The sequence below is a fragment of the Xenorhabdus taiwanensis genome, assembly GCF_036512875.1.
Lineage (GTDB): Bacteria > Pseudomonadota > Gammaproteobacteria > Enterobacterales > Enterobacteriaceae > Xenorhabdus > Xenorhabdus taiwanensis.
On the sequence record NZ_AP028978.1, the window covers coordinates 3,508,769 to 3,535,361 of the forward strand.

The 26,593-nt window shown below is 46.0% G+C and carries 22 protein-coding genes; 11 read left to right on the top strand and 11 right to left on the bottom strand.

Going from position 1 to position 26,593, the window contains the following annotated elements; all coding sequences use genetic code 11:
• Positions 1–94: 94 nt before the first annotated feature.
• Positions 95–3,004 (top strand): RNA polymerase-associated protein RapA, encoded by a 2,910-nt coding sequence (rapA, locus tag ACE1SE_RS16390; protein ID WP_374051772.1) that lies wholly within the window; start codon positions 95–97, stop codon positions 3,002–3,004.
• A 105-nt stretch (positions 3,005–3,109) separates the two neighbouring features.
• A complete protein-coding gene (gene rluA / locus ACE1SE_RS16395) occupies positions 3,110–3,763 on the top strand; it encodes a bifunctional tRNA pseudouridine(32) synthase/23S rRNA pseudouridine(746) synthase RluA (protein ID WP_374051773.1) in 654 nt (217 codons plus the stop codon).
• A 6-nt stretch (positions 3,764–3,769) separates the two neighbouring features.
• On the opposite strand, the gene djlA is transcribed toward rluA, so the two are convergent.
• Positions 3,770–4,579 carry a co-chaperone DjlA gene (gene djlA / locus ACE1SE_RS16400; RefSeq protein WP_374051774.1) on the bottom strand — a complete coding sequence of 270 codons (810 nt, stop codon included), beginning with the start codon at positions 4,577–4,579 and terminating at the stop codon, positions 3,770–3,772.
• A 182-nt stretch (positions 4,580–4,761) separates the two neighbouring features.
• Here djlA and lptD point away from each other — a divergent pair, with 182 nt between their 5' ends.
• The 6 genes from lptD (at position 4,762) to apaH (ending at position 11,522) form a co-directional block, all read left to right on the top strand.
• Positions 4,762–7,128 carry an LPS assembly protein LptD gene (gene lptD, locus ACE1SE_RS16405; protein ID WP_374051775.1) on the top strand — a complete coding sequence of 789 codons (2,367 nt, stop codon included), beginning with the start codon at positions 4,762–4,764 and terminating at the stop codon, positions 7,126–7,128.
• Between the two features lie 64 nt (positions 7,129–7,192).
• Entirely contained in the window at positions 7,193–8,494 is a 1,302-nt protein-coding gene (surA, locus tag ACE1SE_RS16410) for a peptidylprolyl isomerase SurA (RefSeq protein ID WP_374051776.1), read from the top strand.
• Complete coding sequence (gene pdxA, locus ACE1SE_RS16415; RefSeq protein WP_374051777.1) at positions 8,484–9,476, top strand: 4-hydroxythreonine-4-phosphate dehydrogenase PdxA; 993 nt, start codon at positions 8,484–8,486, stop codon at positions 9,474–9,476. Before surA ends, pdxA begins: the two co-directional genes overlap by 11 nt.
• Complete coding sequence (rsmA, locus tag ACE1SE_RS16420) at positions 9,469–10,284, top strand: 16S rRNA (adenine(1518)-N(6)/adenine(1519)-N(6))-dimethyltransferase RsmA (protein WP_374051778.1); 816 nt, start codon at positions 9,469–9,471, stop codon at positions 10,282–10,284. Before pdxA ends, rsmA begins: the two co-directional genes overlap by 8 nt.
• Before the next feature lie 36 nt (positions 10,285–10,320).
• Positions 10,321–10,698 carry a Co2+/Mg2+ efflux facilitator ApaG/CorD gene (gene apaG / locus ACE1SE_RS16425; protein ID WP_374051779.1) on the top strand — a complete coding sequence of 126 codons (378 nt, stop codon included), beginning with the start codon at positions 10,321–10,323 and terminating at the stop codon, positions 10,696–10,698.
• 2 nt (positions 10,699–10,700) lie between these two features.
• Positions 10,701–11,522, top strand: a complete 822-nt coding sequence (gene apaH / locus ACE1SE_RS16430) for a bis(5'-nucleosyl)-tetraphosphatase (symmetrical) ApaH (RefSeq protein WP_374051780.1) — start codon at positions 10,701–10,703, stop codon at positions 11,520–11,522.
• 72 nt (positions 11,523–11,594) lie between these two features.
• Here apaH and folA read toward each other — a convergent pair whose 3' ends face one another.
• From folA to nudF, 8 genes are all read right to left on the bottom strand, one after another.
• Complete coding sequence (gene folA / locus ACE1SE_RS16435; RefSeq protein WP_374051781.1) at positions 11,595–12,080, bottom strand: type 3 dihydrofolate reductase; 486 nt, start codon at positions 12,078–12,080, stop codon at positions 11,595–11,597.
• Between the two features lie 244 nt (positions 12,081–12,324).
• Complete coding sequence (ftsP, locus tag ACE1SE_RS16440) at positions 12,325–13,746, bottom strand: cell division protein FtsP (RefSeq protein ID WP_374051782.1); 1,422 nt, start codon at positions 13,744–13,746, stop codon at positions 12,325–12,327.
• 260 nt (positions 13,747–14,006) lie between these two features.
• The gene (locus ACE1SE_RS16445) at positions 14,007–14,738 is read right to left on the bottom strand and encodes a 1-acylglycerol-3-phosphate O-acyltransferase (RefSeq protein ID WP_374051783.1); all 732 of its coding nucleotides are present in this window, start codon (positions 14,736–14,738) and stop codon (positions 14,007–14,009) included.
• Between the two features lie 80 nt (positions 14,739–14,818).
• Positions 14,819–17,074: a DNA topoisomerase IV subunit A gene (gene parC, locus ACE1SE_RS16450; RefSeq protein WP_374051784.1), complete on the bottom strand. Its 2,256-nt coding sequence runs from the start codon at positions 17,072–17,074 to the stop codon at positions 14,819–14,821.
• 85 nt (positions 17,075–17,159) lie between these two features.
• Complete coding sequence (gene parE / locus ACE1SE_RS16455) at positions 17,160–19,055, bottom strand: DNA topoisomerase IV subunit B (RefSeq protein WP_374051785.1); 1,896 nt, start codon at positions 19,053–19,055, stop codon at positions 17,160–17,162.
• Positions 19,056–19,128: 73 nt separating this feature from the next.
• On the bottom strand, positions 19,129–19,737 hold the full coding sequence (yqiA, locus tag ACE1SE_RS16460; protein WP_374051786.1) for an esterase YqiA: 609 nt from the start codon (positions 19,735–19,737) through the stop codon (positions 19,129–19,131).
• Complete coding sequence (gene cpdA / locus ACE1SE_RS16465; protein WP_374051787.1) at positions 19,737–20,579, bottom strand: 3',5'-cyclic-AMP phosphodiesterase; 843 nt, start codon at positions 20,577–20,579, stop codon at positions 19,737–19,739. The genes yqiA and cpdA overlap by 1 nt, the downstream gene beginning before the upstream one ends.
• A gap of 97 nt (positions 20,580–20,676) precedes the next feature.
• Positions 20,677–21,318 (bottom strand): ADP-ribose diphosphatase, encoded by a 642-nt coding sequence (nudF, locus tag ACE1SE_RS16470; RefSeq protein WP_374051788.1) that lies wholly within the window; start codon positions 21,316–21,318, stop codon positions 20,677–20,679.
• A 218-nt stretch (positions 21,319–21,536) separates the two neighbouring features.
• Here nudF and tolC point away from each other — a divergent pair, with 218 nt between their 5' ends.
• From tolC to ACE1SE_RS16485, 3 genes are all read left to right on the top strand, one after another.
• Complete coding sequence (gene tolC, locus ACE1SE_RS16475; protein WP_374051789.1) at positions 21,537–22,901, top strand: outer membrane channel protein TolC; 1,365 nt, start codon at positions 21,537–21,539, stop codon at positions 22,899–22,901.
• A 188-nt stretch (positions 22,902–23,089) separates the two neighbouring features.
• Positions 23,090–23,761, top strand: coding sequence for a DUF1190 family protein (locus ACE1SE_RS16480; RefSeq protein WP_374053700.1), 672 nt, complete (start codon positions 23,090–23,092; stop codon positions 23,759–23,761).
• A gap of 6 nt (positions 23,762–23,767) precedes the next feature.
• Entirely contained in the window at positions 23,768–24,928 is a 1,161-nt protein-coding gene (locus tag ACE1SE_RS16485) for a glutathionylspermidine synthase family protein (protein WP_374051790.1), read from the top strand.
• Positions 24,929–24,933: 5 nt separating this feature from the next.
• Here the strand turns inward: ACE1SE_RS16485 and ygiD are convergent, their stop codons facing one another.
• The gene (gene ygiD, locus ACE1SE_RS16490) at positions 24,934–25,710 is read right to left on the bottom strand and encodes a 4,5-DOPA-extradiol-dioxygenase (RefSeq protein ID WP_374051791.1); all 777 of its coding nucleotides are present in this window, start codon (positions 25,708–25,710) and stop codon (positions 24,934–24,936) included.
• 214 nt (positions 25,711–25,924) lie between these two features.
• Positions 25,925–26,578: a 3,4-dihydroxy-2-butanone-4-phosphate synthase gene (gene ribB, locus ACE1SE_RS16495; RefSeq protein WP_374051792.1), complete on the bottom strand. Its 654-nt coding sequence runs from the start codon at positions 26,576–26,578 to the stop codon at positions 25,925–25,927.
• Positions 26,579–26,593 lie beyond the last annotated feature (15 nt).

Genomic DNA, 26,593 nt, shown 5'->3' on the forward strand with positions numbered 1-26,593 from the left:
CCTATCGATAACCAATAACGAACGATATCCGACAAAAGCAGCCATCCTGCAACCATAAAATAATATTGTCTAACAGAAAACTGAGCCAAAATTTATGCCATTTACTCTTGGTCAACGCTGGATAAGCGATACAGAAAGCGAACTTGGATTAGGAACAGTCGTGGCGCTTGATGCGCGCATGGTAACGTTGCTCTTCCCTGCCAGCGGAGAAAACCGCCTTTACGCACGCAATGACTCCCCCATCACCCGCGTTATGTTTAATGTAGGCGATACTGTGACCAGTCACGAAGGCTGGAAAATCAAGATCGAGGATGTCCAACAAGATAATGGCCTGCTGATCTATGTCGGTACTCGCCTGGATACTGAAGAAGAAAATATCTGCTTGCGGGAAGTTTTTCTGGATAGCAAGCTGACGTTCAATAAGCCACAAGATCGCCTGTTTGCAGGTCAAATTGACCGCATGGATCGCTTTGCTTTGCGTTTTCGTGCCCGTAAGCACCAAAGCGAGCAGTTCCGTCTGGCAGAAAGTGGGCTGCGTGGTATCCGTGCCAGTTTGATCCCTCACCAATTACATATTGCCAATGAAGTAGGCAAGCGCCACGCACCACGTGTATTACTGGCGGATGAGGTCGGCCTGGGGAAAACGATTGAAGCCGGGATGATTATCCATCAGCAATTAATGGCCGGACGGGCTGAACGTGTGTTAGTTATTGTGCCAGATAGCCTGCAACACCAATGGCTGGTAGAAATGCTGCGCCGTTTCAACCTGCGTTTTTCCCTATTTGATGATGGCCGATATAGCGAAGCACTGCATGACAGCGATAATCCGTTCGAAACTGAGCAGTTGATTATCTGTTCCTTAGATTTTGTTCGCCGCAATAAGCAACGTTTTGAACTTCTGCTGGAAGCAAGCTGGGATTTGATGGTGGTGGATGAAGCTCACCATCTGGCATGGAGCGAAAAATCCCCAAGCCGCGAATATCAAGTTATTGAACAATTGGCAGAACAAATCCCGTCTGTCTTATTGTTAACGGCGACACCAGAGCAGTTGGGGCAAGAAAGCCACTTTGCCCGCCTGCGCCTGTTGGACCCAAATCGTTTCCACGATTATCAAGCCTTTATTGATGAACAACAGAAATATCGCCCTGTCGCGGATGCCGTGACGTTGCTGTTGTCCGGTGAAACCCTGAACAATGACCAGCAAAATGCTATCGTTGAACTGATCAGTGAACAAGATATTGAGCCTCTGCTGAAAGCCGCAAACAGCGATAAGGATGAGGAAAGCAAAGATGCCCGCAGCGAACTGATCACGATGTTGATGGATCGCCACGGCACCAGCCGACTACTTTTCCGTAACACCCGTGGTGGTGTGAAAGGCTTCCCGCATCGTGAGCTGCACGAGATCAAGTTACCCCTGCCAGCCCAATATCAGACGGCAATCAAGGTTTCTGAAATCATGGGAGCCAAAAAGACAGTGGAGTCTCGCGCCAAAGATATGCTCTATCCTGAGCGGATCTATCAGGAATTCGAAGGAGAAAATGCCACATGGTGGAATTTCGATCCTCGCGTAGAATGGCTGATGGGATTCTTGATGGCAAACCGCGATGAGAAAGTGTTGGTGATCTGTGCCAAGGCAGAAACGGCACTGCAACTGGAGCAAATTCTGCGTGAACGCGAAGGCATCCGCAGTGCTGTGTTCCACGAAGGTTTGTCCTTGCTGGAGCGTGACCGTGCCGCCGCTTATTTCGCTTCTGAGGAAGAAGGTGCGCAAGTGCTGCTCTGCTCTGAGATTGGCTCAGAAGGGCGTAACTTCCAGTTTGCCAACCAACTTGTCATGTTTGATTTGCCCTTCAACCCTGGTTTGCTGGAACAACGTATCGGTCGTCTGGATCGTATCGGTCAAAACCGTAATATTAAAATCAGTGTGCCTTATCTGGAAAACACTGCGCAATCCATTCTCCTGCGCTGGTATCACGAAGGGCTGGATGCCTTTGAGCATACTTGTCCAACAGGTCGCTCTATCTATGACAAGTATTATGAAACCCTGCTCAATTTCCTGGCTAAACCCAATGAGCAAACTGGCTTCAGTGAATTTATTGCCGAATGTCGCGGGCACCATGAAAAGCTTAAACAGCAATTGGAACAAGGACGTGATCGTCTGCTGGAGATGAACTCCAACGGTGGCGAGCAAGGCCAGAAACTGGCAGAAAAGATTGCTGCGCAAGATAACGACACGGATCTGGTAAATTTTTCCCTGAATTTGTTCGATATCATTGGCATCAATCAAGAAGATCGCTGCGACAATATTATTGCCCTGCATCCATCCGATCATATGCTGGTTCCTGATTTCCCTGGATTGCCCAAAGATGGCTGCTCGATTACATTTGACCGAGAAAAAGCCCTCTCCCGCGAAGATACTCAGTTCCTGAGCTGGGAACACCCTATCATTCGTAATGGCCTAGATTTAATCCTGTCGGGAGATACGGGAAGCTGTGCCGTTTCTATCCTGAAAAACAAAGCTCTGCCAGTCGGTACACTGTTGGTTGAGTTGATTTACGTTGTTGAAGCTCAGGCGCCGAAGCACCTGCAATTGACTCGTTTCTTACCACCAACACCAGTGCGTCTTTTGTTGGATCTGAAAGGCACCAATCTGGCTCCTCAGGTTGAGTTTGAAAGTTTCAACCGTCAGCTCAATGCGATTAACCGTCATAACGCCAGTAAACTGGTTAATGCGGTACAGAAAGAAGTTCATGCCATCTTGCAACAATCTGAACCTCTGATTGAAGAGCAAGCGCGTGCGTTGATTGAGAAAGCGAAGAAAGAGGCCGATGAAGCGCTGTCGACTGAATTGTCACGTATGGAAGCCCTAAAAGCGGTTAACCCGAATATTCGTGATGATGAACTGGAAGCGATTAGCTCCGAGCATAAACATCTGCTGCTCAATCTTGATCAAGCCAACTGGCGTCTGGATGCGATTCGTTTGGTGGTTATTTCTCATCAATAAGCAGACGTCAATAAATAGACAGCAATAACCTGTCATTCGGTAAACTCAGGGGCGCTTTCCGTAAGATGTCCCTGAGTTTTGTTTTCCCGACTCATTGGAGCCACTATGCTGGAGTCTTATAATCCCCCGACAGATCCCTGGTTATATGTGCTATATCAGGACGAGCACATTATGGTTGTCAACAAACCCAGTGGGTTACTTTCTGTGCAGGGTAAAGCAGAAGAGCACAAAGACAGTATCATGACACGGATACAAGCTGAATTTCCTACAGCCGAATCAGTCCATCGATTGGATATGGCGACCAGCGGTATCATGGTTGTGGCGCTGACCAAAGCCGCCGAGCGTGAGTTAAAACGCCAGTTCCGTGAACGTGAGCCGAAAAAAGTTTATATCGCACGGGTATGGGGAAAGCTGGAACAGGAAAAAGGTTTGGTGGATCTGCCTTTAATCTGCGATTGGCCAAATCGCCCAAAACAAAAAGTCTGTTTTGATACAGGCAAATCCGCACAAACTGAGTATCAGGTACTGGAATATGAGGCCCAGGCAACACGTGTCAGGCTGGCGCCCATCACAGGACGCTCGCATCAGCTTCGCGTGCATATGCTGGCACTGGGTAATCCCATTCTGGGAGATAAGTTCTATGCTCATACTCAGGCAAGAGAAATGGCGCCTCGCCTGCAATTACATGCTCAAGAACTCTTTATTACTCATCCGGCTTATGGCACACCAATGCATTTTGAGTGTAAAGCCGAATTTTGACGAGCGCTATTTAAAGCCCCGTTCCTTTTTAATCAAATCGTAAGCCGACTGGATGGATTGCGTCTTTTGTTTCGCCAGTTCCATCATTTCTGGTGGTAAACCTTTTGCCACCAGTTTATCGGGATGGTGCTCACTCATCAGTTTTCGATAAGCTCGCTTAATAGTGGTCGCATCATCTTGTTTATTGACGCCCAATACCTTACAAGCATCTTCCAATGTCGCACGCTGCTGCTCATGGCCTTGATAGCGCCCATACTGCTGGTACTGTCCACTGAAATGGCGGCCGCCTTCCATCATGGTAAGGAATTGTTCAAATTGAGTACGGGAAATACCTAACTCTTCGGCAATAACAAACAGCACTTTTCTTTCATTGGGATGCAGTTCGCCATCAGCAAATGCAGCTTGTAGCTGAATTTCCAGAAACATGCGGATCAGATCAGAACGACCAAAGCAAGCACGGCGTAATTGTCGCATTGTTTCACGCAAAGGAAATTGGGGCTGTTTGCCTTCACGAAACGCCTGCTGCGCGGAAAGCCGTGCCTCACCATGCAGTTGCATTCTGTTCATCAATTGGGTGGCAAGCTGGATATCCGTTTCTGTTACCCGTCCTTTGGCTTTGGTTAAATGCCCCAATACTTGAAAAGTACTGCGGAAAAACAGCGCCTGCCGGGTTGGGCCTTTAGTCGTTCTCCCCAACTTCTGCATCCTGATTTTGTCAAAGATGTGACCAAGCACTAAGCCAATCACGATCCCCCAAAAACCCGCACCAGATGCAATCCCAAATATCAATCCGAATAATTTTCCCCAATACTGCATATAGTCTTCAATTCCCCAATGCTCTGAGCACAATTTTGCATTATCATACTATCCATTAAGCTCTGTGCCTAACAACAAGATTAGCAAAGTTAAACTTTGCTCTGGCGCATATCTCTCAACTACGTTAGTCTCTGAGCGTTTGCCGGCACGATGCCACTGATGACGGAACCGCATAAACATCTATGAATAAATGTTATCCTACCCTGCTGGCCACAATGGTATGGGCAGCGCTTTATAGTCAGCAAGCTCATGCTGACCTTGCAGCACAATGTATGCTGGGTGTACCTGTCTACGATAAGCCAATTATCACAGGCGATCCTAATAAACTGCCAGTTTATATTCAGTCCGATGATTCTCACGGTGAATATCCCAATGCGGCTGAGTTCATTGGCAATGTGAATATCCAACAGGGAAATAAGACACTGATAGCCGATAAAGTTCGGCTCGAACAGACCCAAGAGCAGGATAAAGAACCTGTGCGCACTGTTACCGCAGTGGGTAATGTCAGCTATGATGACCCTCAGATCATTTTGAAGGGACCACGCGCCTGGACGAATCTGAACAATAAAGATACCGACGTTGAACAAGGCAAGTACCAGATGGTTGGCCGTCAAGGACGTGGTAGCGCAGATAAGATGATGCTGCGTGATGAGAACCGCTACACCATCATGAATAATGGGATATTCACTTCCTGCCTGCCCGGTAATGATAGCTGGAGTGTCGTGGGTTCTGAGGTCATCCTTGACCGTGAAGAAGAAGTCGCTGAAATCTGGAATGCCCGTTTTCGCGTTGCCAATGTGCCGGTGTTTTATACGCCATATTTGCAATTACCCATCGGAGATAAACGCCGTTCTGGTTTCTTAATTCCGAATGCCAGTTTTTCCAACAAAGATGGCTTCCAATTCCTGTTGCCATACTATTGGAACATTGCACCCAACTATGATGCCACAATTACCCCGCATCTCATCTCGATGCGAGGTTTGAAGCTGGATAATGAATTCCGTTACTTAACCAAAGCGGGTGCAGGTACAGTTGCGCTGGATTGGATTGGTCACGACCGTCTGTATAAAGAGGATAAAAGACTCAATATCAGACCTGAGCGGGATAGCAACAGCCGCTGGTTGTTCTACTGGAATCACAGTGGTGTCATGAATCAGGTTTGGCGTTTCAGTGCTGATTATACCAAAGTCAGTGATCCGAACTATTTCAGTGATTTCAACTCACAATACGGTTCCAGCACCGATGGCTATGCCACTCAGAAATTCAGTATTGGCTATGCCCAGCAAAACTGGAATACCACACTGACAACCAAACAGTTCCAAATCTTTACCCCAAGTGAGAGCAAAAAAGCTTATCGGGCAGCCCCTCAGTTAGACTTTAATTACTATAAGAATAATCTGGGACCATTTGATTTTCATACTTATGCCCAAGTAGCGAAATTTACCAGTGTCGGCAATCAGTGGCCGGATGCAACACGCTGGCATTTGGAACCCGCCATTAACTTACCACTCTCTAATGGCTGGGCAAGCATCAATAATGAATTTAAATTGATGGCGACGCACTATGAGCAAGATATTTCAGAAGCGACCAAAAATAAGCCTGATACGGCATCATTGGAAAGATCAGTCAACCGTGTTCTGCCGGTATTTAAATCAGATGCGAAGATGGTGTTTGAACGCGCCATGTATTTTAACCAGAATTATACCCAGACGCTGGAGCCACGTGTTCAATATCTCTATGTGCCTTATAAGAATCAAAATAACATCAATAACTTTGATTCTTCTTTACTGCAATCGGACTATACCGGGCTGTTCCGCGATCGCTTCTACAGCGGCTTAGATCGCATCTCGTCTGCCAATCAATTTACCACTGGCGTGACTACCCGTATTTATAATGAAGATTTAGTTGAACGTTTTAGCTTATCTTTAGGTCAAATCTACTACTTTGAACGTCCACGTACCGAAGATACTGAATCTGTTCCAGGTAGCAAAGATATCATCGGGAATAAAAAAGGAACGGGGGCGACAACCTGGGCTGGAGATGTACACTGGAGAATCAATGATTCCTGGGGCATCAAAGGCGGGTTACAATATGATAATCGTCTGAACAGCTTCACTATGGGTAATGCCATAATGGAATACCGTCGTGATGCTGACCGCATGTTGCAGCTAAGCTACCGTTTTGTTGACCGCGATTATATTCAAGCCACACTCAAGGGAGGCGCACCCGCTTACCAGCAAGGAATTTCTCAAATTGGTATGGTGGCAAGCTGGCCGTTATCAGATCGTTGGGCGTTTGTCGGGGCTTATTACTACGATACCAAAGAGAAGCAGCCAGCAAACCAGATGGTCGGTTTGCAATACAACACCTGCTGCTGGGCAGTCAGTGTAGGTTATGAACGCAAGATCACCGACTGGCGCTTCGACAGCAGTCAATATGACAACAAATGGTCATTCAATGTTGAACTTCGTGGCTTAAGTAACAATCATAGTTTAGGTAGTCAGAAAATGTTGCAGCAAGGTATTCTTCCATACCAACGTGCATTCTGATACCACTAAACGCAATGTAAACAAAATAACCCCGCCAAGGCGGGATTGATATGATGGGAAATGTATGAAGAACTGGAGATCGCTGATTTTCGGATTGATGTTTTCAGTAAACTCTGTCGCAATGGCGGCTCCACAAGAGCTGAATAAGGTAGCTGCCGTTGTTAACAATGATGTCGTACTGGAAAGTGACGTCAACAGCCTTTTACAATCCGTGAAACTCAATGCAAAACATGCAAGCCAGCAATTACCGGATGAAAAAACATTGCGTCACCAAATCCTTGAGCGCCTGATTATGGATGATATTGTTCTGCAAATGGCAAACCAGATGCAAATAACTATCCCTGACCAAGCCTTAGATTCTGCGATCACGAATATTGCGGCTCAAAACCACTTGAACCTTGCTCAGTTGAAACAAAATCTGAGCACAGAGGGTATGAGCTTTGATGCTTACCGTAATCAGATCCGCAAAGAAATGATGATTGCAGAAGTACGTAACAATGAAGTACGCCGCCGCATCACTATCCTGCCACAGGAAGTTGATTCACTGGCTAACCAAATCAGCAACCAAAACAGTCAGGACTCTGAGGTAAATATCAGCCAGATCCTGATCCCTCTGCCGGAAAACCCGAGCCAAGAGCAGGTAGAAAAAGCTGAAACCACAATCAAAAAAATCTTATCTGAACTCCAGAATGGCGTGGATTTCGGTAAATTAGCACTCTCCTATTCCGGTGATACCCAAGCCCTGAAAGGGGGAAATATGGGTTGGAGCAAACTGCAAGAACTGCCATCCCTGTTCGCTGCACAGCTCCAATCTGCCCATAAGGGACAGATTATTGGCCCAATTCGCTCTGGCGTTGGTTTTCACATTCTGAAAGTGAATGATATCCGTGGTGGTCAGATGTCTATTGCCGTCACCGAAGTGAATGCCCGCCATATTCTGCTGAAAACGTCACCTATTATGAATGACGAGCAGGCACGCAACGAGTTGATGAAACTCAGAGAAGAGATCTTAAGTGGCAAAACCTCATTCGAAGAAGCAGCAAAAGCGCATTCTGAAGATCCAGGTTCAGCCATGCGCGGTGGAGAACTGGGTTGGAATTTGCCGAGTGCTTACGATCCTGCTTTCCGTGATGCGTTGATGAAGCTGCAAAAAGGTGAGATCAGCCAGCCTGTTCACTCCTCTTTCGGCTGGCACTTAATCCAACTGCTGGATAGCCGCAAAGTTGACAGAACAGACGCCGCACAGAAAGATCGCGCCTACCGCCTGCTGTTCAACCGTAAATTCAATGAAGAGGCACAAAGCTGGATGCAGGAATTACGCGCCTCTGCTTATGTGAAAATTTTAGATGGTAACAATGCACAATAATAAACCCATCGTCATTACCCCCGGCGAACCAGCCGGGGTTGGTCCTGACTTAGTCATTGCTCTGGCTCAAAAAGAGTGGCCTAGCCAACTGGTTGTCTGTGCTGATCCAGAGCTGATGCTATCCCGAGCTAACCAATTGAATTTACCCCTGCAACTGCAAACTTATTCTCCAGAACACAATTCTTCATCACAAGCAGCCGGAACCCTGACCATCCTGCCCGTTAACCTCCACTCCCCGACGATTGCAGGGGAATTAAACCGGAAAAACGGGACTTACGTTACGGAAACCTTAGCAAGAGCTTGCGATGGCTGCCTGAATGGGGAGTTCTCAGCATTGGTGACCGGACCTGTACATAAAGGTGTCATTAATGATGCCGGCGTGCCTTTTACCGGACATACTGAGTTTTTTGCTGACCACAGCCAATGCTCAAGGGTGGTCATGATGTTGGCAACGGAAGAGCTACGGGTGGCTCTGGCAACCACGCATCTTCCGATTATGGATGTCCCCAAAGCAATTACGTTTGATTCTCTGCGGGAAGTGATCACCATTCTTAATCATGATCTAAAAACCAAATTCGGTATTCCCCGTCCCCATATCTATGTTTGCGGTCTGAATCCTCATGCCGGTGAAGGTGGGCATATGGGACATGAAGAAATCGATATCATCATTCCCGCCTTAGACAGTCTGAGAGCAGAAGGGATATGGCTGGAAGGTCCATTACCTGCGGATACCCTGTTCCAAGCCAAATATTTAGATCATGCTGATGCCGTGCTTTCGATGTATCACGATCAAGGGTTACCCGTGTTAAAATACCAAGGTTTTGGCAGGGCCGTAAATATTACGTTGGGACTGCCATTTATCCGAACTTCTGTCGATCATGGCACAGCACTGGAGCTGGCGGGGACAGGTCAAGCTGATGTGGGTAGTTTTATCACCGCATTGAATCTAGCAATTAAAATGATACAAAACAGTAATGAATAACAAAGTCCATCAAGGGCACCATGCCCGTAAACGTTTCGGGCAAAACTTTTTAACCGATCAATTTATCATTGATAGTATTGTCAATGCGATGAACCCACAGGCTGGTCAGGCCATCGTGGAAATCGGCCCAGGTCTGGGAGCACTGACAGAGCCAGTGGGTGAACGCATGGATAAGATGACTGTCGTCGAGCTGGACCGTGATTTAGCGGCTCGTCTGCATGTCCACCCCAAACTGAAAGATAAGCTGACAATCATTCAACAAGATGCAATGACCGTTGATTTTGGTCAGATTGCTAAAGAACATGGGCAATCCCTGCGTGTATTTGGTAACTTGCCCTATAACATCTCTACGCCGTTAATGTTCCATCTTTTCAGCTATACTGATGCTATCGCTGATATGAACTTTATGTTGCAGAAAGAAGTTGTGAATCGCCTTGTTGCCGGGCCTGACAGTAAAGCCTATGGACGCTTAAGTGTGATGGCACAATACTATTGTCAGGTAATCCCTGTTCTTGAAGTACCGCCAACAGCATTCACACCAGCGCCAAAAGTGGACTCTGCTATTGTTCGTTTGATCCCACACAAGAGTATGCCTTATCCTGTTCAGGACATTCGCATGTTAGCCCGGATCACAACTCAGGCATTTAACCAACGGAGAAAAACGATCCGCAATAGCCTTGGGAACATTTTTTCTGTTGAACAGTTAACTGAATTGGGTATTGATCCAAACACACGGGCTGAAAACATCTCTGTCGAGCAATACTGTAAGATGGCGAATTGGTTATCATCTCAACCTGAAATTGCCTAAACAAATAAACAGGCGTTGCAGCAACAGGAGGTACCTATGCTCAATGAACCAAGAATTCATATTCAAGTACAAAGTACTTACGTAGAAAGTCAATCACAGCCGGAACAACAACGTTTTGTGTTTGCTTATACCGTATCAATTCGTAATCTTGGGCATTCCCCTGTGCAACTTATCAGCCGTTACTGGCGCATTACCAACAGTGATGGTCACCTAACCGAAGTTCAGGGTGAAGGGGTTGTGGGAAAACAACCTTTGATCCCACCGGGAACAGAATATCGCTACAGCAGTGGCGCTATTTTAGAAACACCTCTGGGGACAATGGAAGGTCACTATAACATGATCGATCACGATGGTCGTCCATTCCGTGTCGCCATTCCCGTATTCCGGCTGGCTATTCCAGCACTGATAAATTAATTATGGCTACATACCTTATTGGCGATATTCACGGCTGTTATCGTGAATTTCGTGCTTTGTTAGAACAAGTCGATTTTAATTCCAGTGAAGACACTTTATGGTTAACAGGTGATCTGGTCGCTCGTGGCCCTGATTCATTGGCAGTACTTCGCTACATCAAGCAGCTCGGCTCCGCAGTTAAACTGGTATTAGGCAATCACGATCTGCATCTGTTGGCGGTTTACGCTAAGATCAGTCGCAATAAACCAAAAGATTTGCTGGATGAATTACTCGCGGCACCGGATGCTGATGAATTAATAAATTGGTTGAGAAAACAGCCAATGCTGCAAATCGATGATGAACTGAAACTCGTCATGGCACATGCCGGGCTTACTCCACAATGGGATTTGGAAACAGCCAAAATATGTGCCCGTGAAGTAGAAGCTATTCTTCGCAGTGACAGCTACCCCTTGTTTCTCAATGAGATGTATGGGGATATGCCAAACAATTGGACGCCAGAGTTAAGCGGACTTGCCCGATTACGTTACAGTACCAATGCCTTGACCCGAATGCGTTATTGTTTTCCACATGGTCAATTGGATATGAGCTGCAAATCCAAACCGGAAAATGCGCCTGCTCCCCTAAAACCTTGGTTCGAATTACCCCGCAGCATTCCTGAAGACTATTCAATTGCCTTTGGTCACTGGGCTGCTCTGGAAGGTAAAGGTACACCCGCTGGCATCTACGCTCTGGATACAGGATGTTGTTGGGGAGGTAAATTGACTTTGCTTCGTTGGGAAGATAAACAGTATTTCAGTCAGAATTCATTATTCACTAAATCATAAGTCTGATAAATGATAAATCTGACGGTGACACCGGAGTGCCCCAGGGCACTCCGCACGTAAGATAAGATTAGCTCACTCTCGGCGTTCCAGAATTTCAAAACAATAGCTATGAGAATTGCTTTCATCTGCATCGTGATATTCGGTAAACGTTGAGTCCCATTCATCAGGTTCATAATCAGGGAAATGCGTGTCACCAATCACTTCTGCGTCAATGTGAGTTATATACATACGATTAGCCAGAGGAATAAACTGCTCATAAATTTTTCCTCCTCCCATCACCATCACTTCTTTAACATCGCCAGCGGCTGATAAAGCAGCTTCGATAGAGTTAACCCAAGTCACCCGATCATCACTTGCAGGTTGGCTGCTAATCACGATATTCAGGCGTCCTGGCAAAGGGCGACCAATCGATTCATAAGTCACTCGCCCCATTACAACTGGCTTTGCGAGTGTATTGTGTTTAAACCAGGCTAAATCACCTGGTAAAGTCCACGGCATGGCATTTTCCATACCGATAACTCGATCCATAGCCATCGCAGCAATCAAGCTGATAATCATTAAATCACCTTACAGCTAAGTAGTATGAAAATTTGGGACACTATACGGAAAGGGTTACTCGCAGTCGATAAAATTAGCCATTTATCCAAACAAATAGTGAGTTTGCCCGCGAATTGTTAAACAATCCGTTATTTAACGATTATTACTTAACAAGCAGGCAGCAAAATAACAACTTTATACAATTTGACAGAATATCTATCTGAAACAGAGCCAGAAACGAGTAAAGTCAGTGCAAAAATTTCATTTAAAAACCAGCAGGATTGACAATTAACTGTCCGGCTACCCCACTATCTGCCATCTCCAATATCTGGCTGTAATACATGAAAGGAAAATGTTCATAAGACGACTGCATCATATTAACCAGCAATTCTGCCCGACTATCGATCCAAACGGTATCTTTCCAGCCATAATCCTGTGGTTCTGGGCGGTTGCCATTCAAGCTGATGACCTTAAATCTTACTCCTTCAATATGGAAAGGCTGGGGCACTGACGTTGTGACTATCCAGCGTTCCCATGCACCTTGTTGGCTTGTGATATCGATTCGATGTGCATTCAGCAATGAGCCATTAATCCCTTGAGAATAATCGCCCAACTCAATCTGACGACTTTGAATGGTAGAGTTGATCTGTGTATTATCAACGATAAGCTGAGTCGGTAGTTGATCTGTCACCAAAGGAAGCAACCCGCTGGCTTTCAGGGTTAATACCGTCGTTGACAGCAGTTTGGTCGAAGGTTCAAACAAGCCTTTCAAACGATCGATTACGCCAGCAGATTCTCCCGCGGTAACGGTAACACTCTCCACTTTCGACATATCAATCAAGACTTCTCGCCGTTCTCCCGGCGCGAGTGACAATAACGGTACTGCCACAGGAGCAGGCAACAAGCCTTGATCAGTGGCAATCATGTAGAAAGGGCGCCCATCACTGAGTTGCAATTGATATCGTCGGGCATTAGATGCATTCAGAAAGCGTAATCTGACCCAACCTCTGGCAACCTCCACAAAAGGATTTTCGACACCATTAACAATTAAGCTATCACCAAGAAAACCTTGATTAGCCGGCGGGTTATATTGCGGAGCACCAAAATTATCCAATCGCTTATCTTGCAAGATAACCGGAAAATCATCGACTCCATAATGTCTGGGCAAAGGCAGGCTACGGCTACTTTCATCTTCCACCAGCCACATACCTGCAAGGCCAGCATAGACATGCCGTGCCATACGATTTGGGGTATTGGCATGATACCAACAGGTTGATGCAACTTGATCTATCGGGATAACCGGTGACCAGCTTTCCCCCGGTGCCATCAAACGAGCCAAACCTCCCATCAAGGTTCCAGGCACCAGTAATCCCCCAACTGTCATTGAAACCGGTTCAGATAACCGATTGCTATAGATCAGTTTGACATCATCCCCTCGGTGAACCCGAATGGTTGGCCCCAGATAATGTCCGTTGATGCCCCAGACTTGAGCTTTATTATGACCATTAAACGACCAGGAGGCTTTTTGTATGGCTAAAAACAGGGGTTGCCCTCTGCGGGATTCCAGTAAGGGAGGGAGCGGCAATTTTGTTTGTTGATTTTTGTTGGCCCGAACGACAAAAGGAAGCGCCCCTAAACACATTGCCAAACCAGAAGCCTGAATAAATTGGCGCCGACTCAGTGACATACTTTCTCCACAGAAGGTCTCCACAGAAGGAATAGTCTCTTTACGATAAAAATAATTTTCACAACCCGAATAGCAATTTCCAATGATTGCCTAATTCAAATAATTGCGGGGATGAATACCCTGATATTGTGGCTATCAGGATTGATTATTCTACCGATTGCGTTTAATAAAAACGTTAATTTATCAAACGCAATCATATCGCGAATAGGAGAGAATTTCTAAAATTATCGAAAAATTATAGTGATAATCCGTCCAGCTAGCTATCTACGCTGATTAAGTGCCTCGACTTCTTTATCCAATTCTTCAATTTTCGTTTTCATCATTTCTCGGCAATGTTCTGCCAATTCACGAACCTGATCTTTGGTATATTTTGTGGTGTCAATCGGAGGCAACATTTCAACAATAACGGTGCCATTGTCCCAACGATTCAGTTTTATTTTATCGTGTGTTGTCGAAACACAGACCGGCACGATAGGTACACCTGCTGCAATGGCAGCATGAAAGGCGCCTGTTTTAAAAGGCAGCAATCCACGGCCACGGCTGCGCGTTCCTTCTGGAAACATCCAAATCGAAACCCGATTTTTTTTGATCTGTTTGACAACCTGTGAAATCGTGCCATGTGCTCTTGTCCGATTTTCCCTGTCGATCAAAATATTACCTGTCAGCCAATAAAGCTGGCCAAAGAAGGGAATAAAGACCAGACTTTTTTTGCCCACGGTGACTGCACGCGGCTGCACCGCATTCGACATCGTAACCATGTCGTAATTATTTTGATGATTGCCGATATAAATGCTCGGCCCATATTTCCGTGCTTCCTCTGGAATACGTTCCAGCAGCTTGATGCCAAGCACTTTATGTAATTTGCCAAACGCACGCCCAAAAGTCATAACATGGCGTGGGTTACGTGGACTGAATAAACAGTAAATACCTCCAAAAATAAAGATCAGTATCGTAAACAGAATAACAATAATGCCCCGAATGATTGCTAGCATAGCTGCCCCTTGCTGAAAGGCCAGTTATAAAACTGGCCTGAAATAATGATTGATACCTTTTTTTCCTGCCAATTTGCAACTTAATTGCTTGTATTACAAACCACTTCAACGCGCTCAACACGCTGTAACCCACGAGGCAGAGACGCTCCCTTGCGCCCTCTCTCTGCCCTGAATTTCAGTAAATCTTCAGGGTGAAGTAGTAACTTGCGTTTGCCAAAGTAAAGTGTGATTGAAGATTGTGGCGGCAATACCAATAACCAAGCCAACATATCTTCGCCTGATACAGCCTGTGCCGCCGGGATGGAAACAATCTTATTGCCCTTGCCCTTTGAAAGCTGCGGTAGATCAGCCACCGGAAACATCAACATACGACCCGCTTTGGTAATCGCCAGTAACATGTCTTCCTGTTCGTTGTTAATCTCCAACGGCTGCATCACTTTGGCATTTTCAGGCAAAGTAATCATCGCCTTGCCCGCCCGGTTCTTGGCAATCAAATCATTAAAAGTACAGATAAAACCATACCCCGCATCAGATGCCATCAAGAATTTCTGTTCTTCTTTCGCCATCAAAAGATGCTCAACCGATGCCCCTGCCGGCAACGCCAGTTTGCCTGTTAGTGGTTCTCCCTGCCCTCTGGCTGATGGCAAATCCAATGGATCAACGGAATAACTGCGCCCTGTGGTATCAATAAAGACCACTGGCTGGTTACTCTTGCCACGCACCGCACTGCGGAAACTGTCACCAGATTTATAATTCAAACCAGCCGGATCAATCTCATGCCCTTTCGCACTGCGTACCCAACCCATCTCTGACATAATGACAGTAATCGGCTCAGATGGCAGGATATCGTGATCACTCATGGCTTTTGCTTCCGTACGCTCTTTCAATGGGGAGCGACGGTCATCACCGTAGCTTTCTGCATCGGCAATAATTTCTTTTTTCAGTAACGTATTTAACTTACGCTCAGAACCTAAAATCGCCTGAAGTTTGTCACGTTCTTTCGCCAGTTCATCCTGTTCGCCACGAATTTTAACTTCTTCCAGTTTCGCCAGATGGCGCAATTTCAGTTCAAGAATAGCTTCTGCCTGCGTTTCGGTTAATTCAAAACGCTGCATCAATATTGACTTGGGTTCATCTTCATTACGAATAATGTGGATAACTTCATCAATATTAAGATAAGCCGCCAGCAAACCTTCCAGGATATGCAAACGCTTAAGCACTTTTTCCAGGCGATGGTTCAGGCGATTACGCACGGTTTCACGGCGGAAAACCAGCCATTCACTGAGGATCTCAACCAAACCCTTAACCGCAGGACGGTTATCCAGACCAATCATGTTGAGATTGACGCGATAGCTTTTTTCCAAATCGGTGGTCACAAACAGGTGGTTCATTACCTGCTCGACATCCACGCGGTTAGTACGGGGAACAATCACCAGTCGGGTTGGATTTTCATGATCAGACTCGTCACGCAGATCATCCACCATCGGTAACTTCTTTGCCCGCATTTGGCTGGCAATTTGTTCTAAAACCTTCGCGCCAGATACCTGATGAGGCAAAGCCGTGATGACTACGTTACCTTCTTCTTTCGACCAAATCGCCCGCATCCGCACCGAACCGCGGCCATTTTTGTAGATCTTGCGGATATCTTCTTTTGACGTGATGATCTCTGCTTCTGTTGGATAGTCTGGCCCTTTGACATATTCCATCGCCTCATCAAGCGATAGATCGGGTTTATCCAGCATGGCAATCAGTGCATTAGCGACCTCACGGGCATTGTGTGGCGGGATGTCGGTCGCCATACCAACAGCTATGCCTGTGGTGCCATTGAGCAGGATATTGGGCAGACGCGCAGGCAAACACTTAGGCTCCTGCAATGTACCATCAAAGTTTGGCACCCAATCTACGGTTCCTTGCCCCAACTCAGACAGTAACAATTCGGCATATTTAGACAAACGAGATTCGGTATAACGCATCGCCGCAAAGGATTTTGGATCATCCGGTGCCCCCCAGTTTCCTTGCCCGTCGACTAACGGATAGCGGTATGAGAAAGGCTGTGCCATCAAAACCATAGCTTCATAACAGGCACCATCACCATGCGGATGATATTTACCGAGCACATCACCGACGGTACGGGCAGATTTTTTAAATTTGGCACTGTTGTTCAGCCCAAGTTCTGACATCGCATAGACAATACGACGCTGAACAGGCTTTAAGCCATCACCGATAAAAGGCAACGCCCTGTCCATAATGACGTACATGGAGTAATTCAAATAGGCGTTTTCAGTGAATGTGTGAAGCGGCTGACGCTCCACACCATCGTGAGTTATCTCACTCATGTATTAATTTCCTCAGGATCTGTATTGACTACCTTTGCGCTGTATTTCTCTGTGTGCATTTAATCTTATGCACTAAATTCATACGCTAAACTTCGATATCAATGGAATCGCCCTTCTCTTGCAGCCAATTACGGCGATCTTCTGAGCGTTTCTTCGCCAGAAGCATATCCATGACTGAGAGGGTTTCTTGATAATTTTCATCGTCGATAGTCAATTGCACCAGACGGCGAGTGTTAGGATCTAACGTGGTTTCACGTAATTGCATTGGGTTCATTTCACCCAATCCTTTAAAGCGCTGAACGTTCGGCTTGCCCCGCTTGCGACTCAAACGATCCAGAATGGCACTTTTTTCCCCTTCATCCAGCGCATAATGCACTTCTTTGCCAAGGTCGATGCGGTATAGCGGCGGCATTGCCATGTAGACATGCCCGCGTTTCACCAATGTCGGGAAGTGACGGACAAACAGAGCGCACAGCAATGTTGCAATGTGTAATCCATCAGAGTCAGCGTCCGCCAGTATGCAGATTTTACCGTAGCGCAGTTGGCTTAGATCGTCGCTATCCGGATCAATACCAATCGCAACAGATATATCATGAACTTCCTGCGAAGCCAGTACTTCATCCGAAGAGACTTCCCAGGTATTCAGGATTTTTCCACGCAGTGGCATAATTGCCTGAAACTCACGATCACGCGCTTGCTTCGCAGAGCCGCCCGCGGAATCCCCTTCTACTAAAAACAGTTCAGTAACATTGAGATCTTGTACAGTGCAATCTGCCAATTTACCCGGCAAAGCTGGGCCATTGGTCAGCTTTTTGCGTACCACTTTCTTCGCCGCCCGCATTCTACGCTGCGCACTGGCAATCGCCATTTCAGCAAGTTGCTCTGCATCTTGAATATGCTGGTTCAACCACAAACTGAATGCATCTTTCACCACACCGGAAACGAAAGCCGCAGACTGGCGAGAAGAGAGACGCTCTTTGGTTTGACCAGCAAATTGCGGATCTTGCATTTTAAGCGATAGCACATAAGCACAGCGATCCCAGATATCATCGGCAGAGAGTTTAACCCCACGTGGCAACATATTGCGGAATTCGCAGAATTCACGCATGGCATCCAACAAGCCTTGACGCAAGCCGTTAACATGGGTACCACCTTGTACCGTTGGGATCAAGTTGACGTAACTTTCCGTCAATAATTCTCCGCCTTCTGGTAGCCAGAGCACTGCCCAGTCAACCGCTTCAGTATCCCCACTTAATGTGCCGACAAAAGGCGCTTGTGGTAATGTTATCAGCCCATTGACGGCTTCTAACAGATAATCTGTCAACCCATCGGCATAACACCATTTTTGCTCGGTATCGTTCAGTTTATCCTTAAAAACAATCTCAACTCCCGGACACAGTACCGCCTTGGCTTTCAGTAAATGAGTCAAGCGAGTGGCAGAAAAACGGGGCGTGTCGAAATAGCTTTCATCTGGCCAGAAATGGACACTCGTTCCGGTATTGCGTTTGCCACAACTGCCGATGATTTCCAACTCTTGTACTTTCTCACCATTTTCAAAAGCGATTTGGTGTACCTGACTGTTACGACGAACCGTCACTTCCACGCGTCTGGACAGGGCGTTAACCACCGAGATCCCAACCCCATGCAAACCACCAGAGAATTGGTAATTTTTATTGGAAAATTTTCCGCCCGCATGCAGGCGGGTTAAAATCAATTCAACAGCAGAAACTTTTTCTTCAGGATGGATATCAACCGGCATACCACGGCCATCATCTATCACTTCCAGAGACTGATCGCTGTGAAGGATTACTTCAATATGCTTCGCGTGACCAGCCAGAGCTTCGTCCACACTGTTATCGATCACTTCCTGTGCCAGATGGTTCGGGCGGGCTGTATCAGTATACATGCCGGGACGGCGACGAACTGGCTCCAGGCCACTGAGGACTTCAATGGCCTCTGCGTTGTAACTAGATTGAGTCATGTTGTAATTCTGTCGGTTGCTTCGTTATTAGAGGGCCAATCAGTATTGATATACTGTTGATAATACCAGTCGTTTACCTGTTTTTGGCAATTTTTTTACTATTGCCACTGGTTAGCCCCAAGAAGTCAATGATTTGAGGGAAATAATATTCGAAGCCAATAAAAGCATGGTTCCCACCAGATTCAACCGTCTGTCGGCACTGCATCAGGTAAGCAACGGCCTGACGGTAATCGAGCACCTCATCCCCTGTTTGTTGCAATAACCAAATAAGATCAGGTGATTCCAGCGGGTCAATGTGCATCACTTTGAGATCATGTATATGGCTTGGTTCGAGAGTATAGCGCTCTTCGGTATAGGGATTCACGTTTTCCCCAAGATAATTCTGAAGCAAGTCGAAAGGACGTACCGCAGGATTGACAACCACGGCGGGCAAACCAAAGCACTGGGAAAGCCAGATAGCCAGATAACCGCCCAGAGAAGAACCTACCAGTCCGATATTTTCACCAGCGTGCTCCATCACCAGTTCTTCCAGTAAGATGGCCGCATCTTCAGGATAGGGGGGTAACTGCGGCACCAGCATATCAATTTCAGGGTGCTGCTGGTGCAACCACGTTTTCAGCGCATTCGCTTTCGCTGATTGAGGGGAACTATTGAAGCCATGTAAGTAAAGTAATATCGACATTAATACCCGTCCGAATCTAAATCCGGGCAAAACTCGTTATTCTTAAGCCTGTGAACCTGTGTCTGCAATTTCGCTTCTTGATTATTGCCAGCCACAGACAGTTCGAGATAACGCCATCCCGGAGCCACTGTATCAAGCATAAAATTAGTACAATGAGGCTTAAATTGCACACAGGTTGATGGGGTTGCCATAACACGAATACCGTTCCATATTTCATCCACTTCCTGATGGATGTGCCCACACAGTATGGCTTTCACCTGAGTTTCACCTTTCAGACATTCTGATAATTCAGGCGCATTACGCAAACTGTGCTGATCCAGCCATGTGCATCCAGACGGAATCGGATGATGGTGAAGCATAATAATCGCATGGCGATCACTGTGTTCATTCAGGCATTTTTTCATCCACTCAAGCTGATAATCCGTCAATTCACCATGAGGAACCCCTTGCACCTGACTGTCCAGCATAATCAACTGCCAATGCTGTCCGATAAATATCTGCTTGGAAGGTGAAATGCCCGCTGCTGCCAACGTGTCAACCATCGCGGGTTGATAATCATGATTACCGGGTAACCAAACACAAGGTGCAGGTAAACGAGCAATACCTTCAGCAAAATGCTGGTAAGCATTGATGGTCTGATCCTGTACCAAATCACCTGTCGCAACGATCAAATCAATATCGCGGTTTTGCTGCAAAATCATATCCAATACCGCATGATAACTGCGATAGGTATTGACTCCCAGCAATGAGTCTCCCTTATTAGCAAAAAGGTGCGTGTCGGTAATTTGCAGTATTCTGGCTGTGGCGCCTTCTGCCACAGGTACTTCAAGCAGGCTTTCCAAAAGGTTTCCTTTTCCTGTCGATCATAAGGATTATTTTAACGTGTCTTTATGCAAAAGATCTGCTGACTGGGGCACACTTCCCATTTTCCAACGTAAATTAGGAATGATTACCCAACCACTTTTTCCTAAGTTTTTCATGGTGCAACGCCAGCCACTGTATTGCAATAACGGAAGCCGCATTATCGATAATACCCTCTTCTACCCATTGATAAGCCTGCTCACGACTCACAACCAGAACACGGATATCTTCATGCTCACCTTCCAGACCATGAACCCCTGATGCCGTGGCAGCATCGACTTCACCGACAAAGATATGCATACGCTCAGTTGTACCGCCAGGGCTGGAAAGATAACTTAATGCAGGCTGGCAGCGCTTAACCTCAATTCCTGCCTCTTCCACGGCTTCGCGACGGACGACCTGTTCAGCGTCTTCTCCCTCTTCGATCATACCGGCAATCACTTCCAACAGCCACGGCGTATGACTGGTTTCAATCGCCGGAATACGGATTTGTTCAATCAAAACAACTTCATCGCGTACCGGATCATAAGGCAACAAAACGCCGGCATGACCTCGTTCAAAAACTTCACGTTTAATGGTTTCACTCCAACCTCCGCGAAATAGGCGATGCTTGAATTGATATTCAGTCATTTTAAAAAAACCGCGATAAAGCGTTTTTTGAGAAATAACTTCGACGTCTTGTTTAGTAAAAGTATATGGCAAAGCAAGGTTTTTACTCATAAAATCCTCTGATTAGTTTTTAAAATTTCCTATTATTAAAAGATATTTTTTCATATTGAGCTAAATAAATTGATTTTGATGATACAAACAAGCAGAAAAATGAGGCAATATGGCACAAACAGCCACCCTACCCTGCTGGCATTCTCTGCTAGAATCTGTGGTATTAGTTTTTATGCAGAGGCAACCTAAGCAAAATAGCTGCACAACAAGGAACGCAAATGAAAAAATTGCTCTCTCTTTTTATCGCTATGAATCTGGTAGGTTTTAGTACTTCGGGTCATGCTGCCGATCTGCTCCAGATTTATCAGCAGGCGAAAGAAACCAATCCCGAATTACTTAAAGCACAAGCTGATCGCAATTCAGTGGTTGAAAAGATTAATGAAGCTCGTAGTACTTTATTGCCTCAGTTGGGTCTGAGTGCAGAAGTTAATTATGGTAAGGGTTTTCGCGACGCCAGAAATTCAGAATCTCATAATACAGGTGTTGGTCTGCGATTGACTCAAACCATTTTTGATATGGCGAAATGGAATCGACTCAGTCAATCAGAAAAAAATGCTGGTATTGAAGACATCAAATTTCAAGCAGCTCAACAGCAATTAATTCTCAATACTGCGCAAGCCTATTTTGACGTTCTGAATAAAATTGATACATTGACCTTTACCGAAGCTCAAAAAGCCTCACTGTACCGTCAACTGGATCAAACTACTCAGCGTTTTAATGTCGGTTTAGTTGCCATTACCGACGTGCAGAATGCCCGTGCCCAATATGACTCAATTCTGGCAACCGAAGTTTCTGATCGCAACAATCTGGAAAACGCGCTGGAAAAACTGCGCATGATTACGGGTACTTACTATCCGCAGTTGGCGGCATTGAATATTGATCAATTCAGAACTCAACAACCAGAACTGGCTGATAAAGTACTAAAAGAAGCAGAAATCCGTAACCTGAATCTGCTGTCAGCCCGCTTGGTGCAAGATTTAAGACGCGAGCAGATCAAAGAAATGCAGACAGGTTATATGCCAACGGTTAATTTAACCGCAGATACAGGTGTTTCTAACAACCATACACGCGGAAATAATCGAACAGATGAATACAGCGGAAAGAATTCCGTAGGGTTATCTTTAAGTTTACCTCTATTCAGTGGCGGAGCCACTTATTCTCAAGTAGAACAGGCAAAATACAGTTTTGTCAGCGCCAGTCAGGATTTGGAAAATACGTATCGTAAAGTCACACAAGAAGTACATTCCTCCACCAATAACATTGCTGCTGCGATCAGTAGTGTTGACGCCAACAAACAGGCGGTACTTTCTGCACAAAGTTCATTGGATTCAATGGAAGCAGGCTATCAGGTAGGAACCCGTACCATTGTTGATGTGCTGGAATCGACAACCAAGCTTTATCAAGCCAAACAAAATTTGTCTAAAGCACGTTACGATTACCTGCTTTCTCTGTTACAGAACAAACAGGCGCGTGGCACTTTAAATGAAAATGATTTGATAGAGTTGAACAAAATGTTAGGTGCACAAATTTCAACCTCTGCCAGCAACATTATTAAAGAGATAAAAACGCCGTCAGTTCGCTGATTTAATGCCCTATCGTTCTCGATTGAAAAACGTTATATTAAAAACGCTATACTAATAAAGAAAGCAGCCCGCTATTTTGTAGGCTGCTTTTTAGCACATCCCTGAGAGCCACGCCCATTGAACACAATAAAATGGGATACGGCTCTTAATCTTAATCAGATACCTTCAAGATGGATGCCCCTATGACTATGAAACGGACAAAAGAGATAAACCGCGATTCTTTCCGTAAAACGTGGCGAAGCTATCGCCTGACACCTGTAGCGCTTGCTGTCAGTACCGTTTTCATGCTTACTGCCTGTGAACAAAACGATGAAACGGTATCACTCTACACCAATGTCGATGAGTGTTCTCAGGCAAATCCTTCTCAAAGTGAACAATGCAAGACCGCCTATAACAATGCCCTGAAAGAAGCGGAAAAAACAGCACCGAAATATGCGACTCGTGAAGAGTGCGTGGCTGAATTCGGTGAACAACAATGTACGCAAGCCCCTGCTCAGGCGGGAGTCGGTCAGGCTCAGGCACAAAGCAGTAGCAGCAGTTTCTGGATGCCTTTGATGGCAGGTTATATGATGGGACGCTTAATGGGCGGCAGCTCTGCACCATCTCAACCGCTGTTCACATCACAATCGGCTTCCAGCCCAGCAAATGGCAAGTTTGTTGATGCGACAGGTAAAAGCTATGGCCCTGCTACCGCAGGTGGTCGCAGCATGACCGTGCCAAAAACGGCAATGGCACCAAAACCGGCAACCACAACTACAATTACCCGTGGTGGATTTGGTGAATCCGTGGCGAAACAATCTGCCATGCAACGTTCGTCCGCAAGCTCAAGTTCCAGTTCTTCCCGCTCTATGGGTGGTTAATTAAAGATGAAACGCATTAGTATTACCGAGCGCCCGGATTGGCGCGAAAAAGCAGCAGAGTTTGGTTTTAATTTTCATACTATGTATGGTCAGCCTTACTGGAGTGAAGACGCTTATTACCAGTTCACCCTGAACCAAATTGAAGAAATTGAAGATGCAACGGCAGAACTCCACCAAATGTGTTTGCAGGTCGTGGAAAAAGTGGTCGATAGTGAAGAGCTGCTGACCAAATTCCAGATCCCAAAACACTGTTGGGAATTTATCCGTTCTTCGTGGGTAACCAGCCAACCTTCTCTCTATTCCCGTCTGGATTTGGCCTATGATGGCAAAAATCCCCCCAAGTTGCTGGAAAACAACGCCGATACCCCAACGTCTCTGTATGAATCGGCTTTCTTTCAGTGGATCTGGCTGGAAGACCAGATGAATGCCGGCAATCTGCCATCAAATGCTGATCAATTTAACAGCCTGCAAGAAAAGCTGATTGCGCGTTTTGCACAGTTACGCGAAAAACATGGATTTGGCCTGCTGCACATGGCTTGCTGTCAGGATACTGAAGAAGATCGTGGCACCATCCAATATTTGCAGGATTGTGCTGCGGAAGCTGATATTCCCACCGAGTTCCTGTTTATTGAGGATATCGGGCTGGGTGAAAAAGGGCAGTTTACTGACTTGCAGGATCAAGTGATCAGCAACCTGTTTAAGCTATATCCGTGGGAATTTATGCTGCGTGAGATATTCTCTACCAAACTGGCTGATGCGGGTGTCCGTTGGCTGGAGCCAGCATGGAAAAGCATTATCTCCAACAAGGCGCTGCTGCCAATGCTGTGGAAAATGTTCCCAAATCATCCTAACTTGCTGCCTGCCTATTTTGCGGATGAACGCCCTTCAGACATGAACAGCTATGTCATTAAGCCCCTGTTCTCCCGCGAAGGGGCTAATATTCGCATCATTGAAAACGGCCGTGAAATCGCCAGCGCGGATGGCCCTTACGGGGAAGAGGGCATGATCATCCAACAGTTCCACGCATTACCAAAATTTGATGGTAACTATGCGCTGGTCGGTAGCTGGTTAGTAGATGATCAATCTGCGGGTATCTGTATCCGTGAAGACCGAGAGTTAATTACCCAAGATCTGTCACGCTTCTACCCGCATATTATTTTAGACTGATTCAATCAACCAATCTGAATCGATAGCATACTTAAAGAGCCGTCTTCAATCCCTTCAACTGGCGTTGAAATTGGCTCTTTTTTATTCCATGTCCCCATCACATACAACAATGGCAGGAAATGTTCCGGTGTTGGGTTAGACAATTGACCATCTTCCCTGTCTAAGGCATTAAACAGAGGATGAGGCTCTTCCAGACTAGTTAAACTTTCACGCACAAACTGCTCAAAAGAGAGTGCCCAGGGAAAAGCTGTTGCCCCCAGTTTTGTGGCTGACAGGTTATGTACAATATTCCCGCTCCCCATGATCAAAACACCTTCGTCTCGCAGTAATGTTAGTTTTTTACCTATTTCATAATGAAAAGATGCAGGTTGATTGCGATCCATGCTCAGTTGGACAACCGGAATATCGGCATCAGGATACATTTTTGCCAATATTCCCCAAGATCCATGATCCAATCCCCATTTTTCAAAATCAGTTTCGACCTCAGTCGGCTCAAGAATATCCTGTACTAATACAGCCAGTTCAGGAAAACCTTTAGCCGGATACTGTTTTTCATGCAATTCTCTGGGAAAGTTACCAAAATCGTGGACAGTTCTGGGCTGTGTCATCGTGGTCACGGCGGTACCATCCGTGTACCAGTGCGCAGAAATCACCAGAATCGCCCTTGGTCTAGGTAATTTCTTCCCCAGTTCAAACCAAGCACGTGAGTAACAGTTATCTTCAATGGCATTCATTGGACTGCCATGACCAATGAACAGAGCAGGCATTCTCAGGAGACTCATTTTCGCCCCTTATACAGCAAATTAAACATTCGAATAATGAATTCGGATTATGATAAGAAAATTATGACAGGATTAAGACATTCCTTCCTTGAATATCGTCAATCAAAAATGATGAAGTGCCTTAGAAATATTGAAAAGCTACAGGGTGTGGACTGTAGCCTTTCAAAGTACATGCGTGTCTCCCAGTATTATTCAGGGCCCCTTTTAAACCCCGTTAACTGGCTGCCTTTGCCATTTTTAAACGGTAATCTACCAAATCCTCGATAGTAACTACTGGCATATTATGTTGCTTTGCGAATTCAATCACTTCAGGAGCGCGAGCCATTGACCCATTGTCATTCGTCAATTCACATAACACTCCCGCTGGTTTGAACCCCGCCATTTTGACCAAGTCAATAGTCGCTTCGGTATGACCACGACGGGTTAAAACCCCGCCCGATTGCGCGCGCAGAGGAAAAACGTGTCCAGGTCGGCTCAGATCACTGGGTTGTGCGTCATCTGCAATAGCGGCTTGGATCGTGGTGATGCGATCTGCCGCAGACACACCGGTTGTCACGCCTTGTGCAGCTTCAATTGAGACGGTGAAAGCGGTTTGATATTGGCTTGAATTGTTTTCCACCATCATCGGCAGTTTTAACTGCTGACGGCGCTCTTCAGTCAAGCACAGGCAAACAATTCCACTACCGTGGCGGATAGTTAATGCCATTTGCTCTACCGTCATTGTTTCAGCGGCGAAAATCATGTCACCTTCATTTTCACGATTTTCGTCATCCAATACCATCACGCCCTGACCCGCACGCAAAGCAGCAAGCGCACGTTCAACACGTTCAAATGGCGTCCCATATGAGGAAAGTAGCGTCTGATTCATGGTAAAGAAACCTCT

Bases quoted from the DNA above. Each gene is read 5' to 3' on its own strand.
- nudF (WP_374051788.1), bottom strand. From the start codon at position 21,318: ATGAGTAAAAACCTTGCTTTGCCATATACTTTTACTAAACAAGACGTC.
- rsmA (WP_374051778.1), top strand. From the start codon at position 9,469: ATGAATAACAAAGTCCATCAAGGGCACCATGCCCGTAAACGTTTCGGG.
- ftsP (WP_374051782.1), bottom strand. From the start codon at position 13,746: ATGTCACTGAGTCGGCGCCAATTTATTCAGGCTTCTGGTTTGGCAATG.
- rapA (WP_374051772.1), top strand. From the start codon at position 95: ATGCCATTTACTCTTGGTCAACGCTGGATAAGCGATACAGAAAGCGAA.
- parE (WP_374051785.1), bottom strand. From the start codon at position 19,055: ATGACTCAATCTAGTTACAACGCAGAGGCCATTGAAGTCCTCAGTGGC.
- folA (WP_374051781.1), bottom strand. From the start codon at position 12,080: ATGATTATCAGCTTGATTGCTGCGATGGCTATGGATCGAGTTATCGGT.
- djlA (WP_374051774.1), bottom strand. From the start codon at position 4,579: ATGCAGTATTGGGGAAAATTATTCGGATTGATATTTGGGATTGCATCT.
- yqiA (WP_374051786.1), bottom strand. From the start codon at position 19,737: ATGTCGATATTACTTTACTTACATGGCTTCAATAGTTCCCCTCAATCA.
- ygiD (WP_374051791.1), bottom strand. From the start codon at position 25,710: ATGAGTCTCCTGAGAATGCCTGCTCTGTTCATTGGTCATGGCAGTCCA.
- pdxA (WP_374051777.1), top strand. From the start codon at position 8,484: ATGCACAATAATAAACCCATCGTCATTACCCCCGGCGAACCAGCCGGG.
- ribB (WP_374051792.1), bottom strand. From the start codon at position 26,578: ATGAATCAGACGCTACTTTCCTCATATGGGACGCCATTTGAACGTGTT.
- lptD (WP_374051775.1), top strand. From the start codon at position 4,762: ATGAATAAATGTTATCCTACCCTGCTGGCCACAATGGTATGGGCAGCG.
- ACE1SE_RS16485 (WP_374051790.1), top strand. From the start codon at position 23,768: ATGAAACGCATTAGTATTACCGAGCGCCCGGATTGGCGCGAAAAAGCA.
- surA (WP_374051776.1), top strand. From the start codon at position 7,193: ATGAAGAACTGGAGATCGCTGATTTTCGGATTGATGTTTTCAGTAAAC.
- apaG (WP_374051779.1), top strand. From the start codon at position 10,321: ATGCTCAATGAACCAAGAATTCATATTCAAGTACAAAGTACTTACGTA.
- ACE1SE_RS16480 (WP_374053700.1), top strand. From the start codon at position 23,090: ATGAAACGGACAAAAGAGATAAACCGCGATTCTTTCCGTAAAACGTGG.
- rluA (WP_374051773.1), top strand. From the start codon at position 3,110: ATGCTGGAGTCTTATAATCCCCCGACAGATCCCTGGTTATATGTGCTA.
- apaH (WP_374051780.1), top strand. From the start codon at position 10,701: ATGGCTACATACCTTATTGGCGATATTCACGGCTGTTATCGTGAATTT.
- tolC (WP_374051789.1), top strand. From the start codon at position 21,537: ATGAAAAAATTGCTCTCTCTTTTTATCGCTATGAATCTGGTAGGTTTT.
- ACE1SE_RS16445 (WP_374051783.1), bottom strand. From the start codon at position 14,738: ATGCTAGCAATCATTCGGGGCATTATTGTTATTCTGTTTACGATACTG.
- parC (WP_374051784.1), bottom strand. From the start codon at position 17,074: ATGAGTGAGATAACTCACGATGGTGTGGAGCGTCAGCCGCTTCACACA.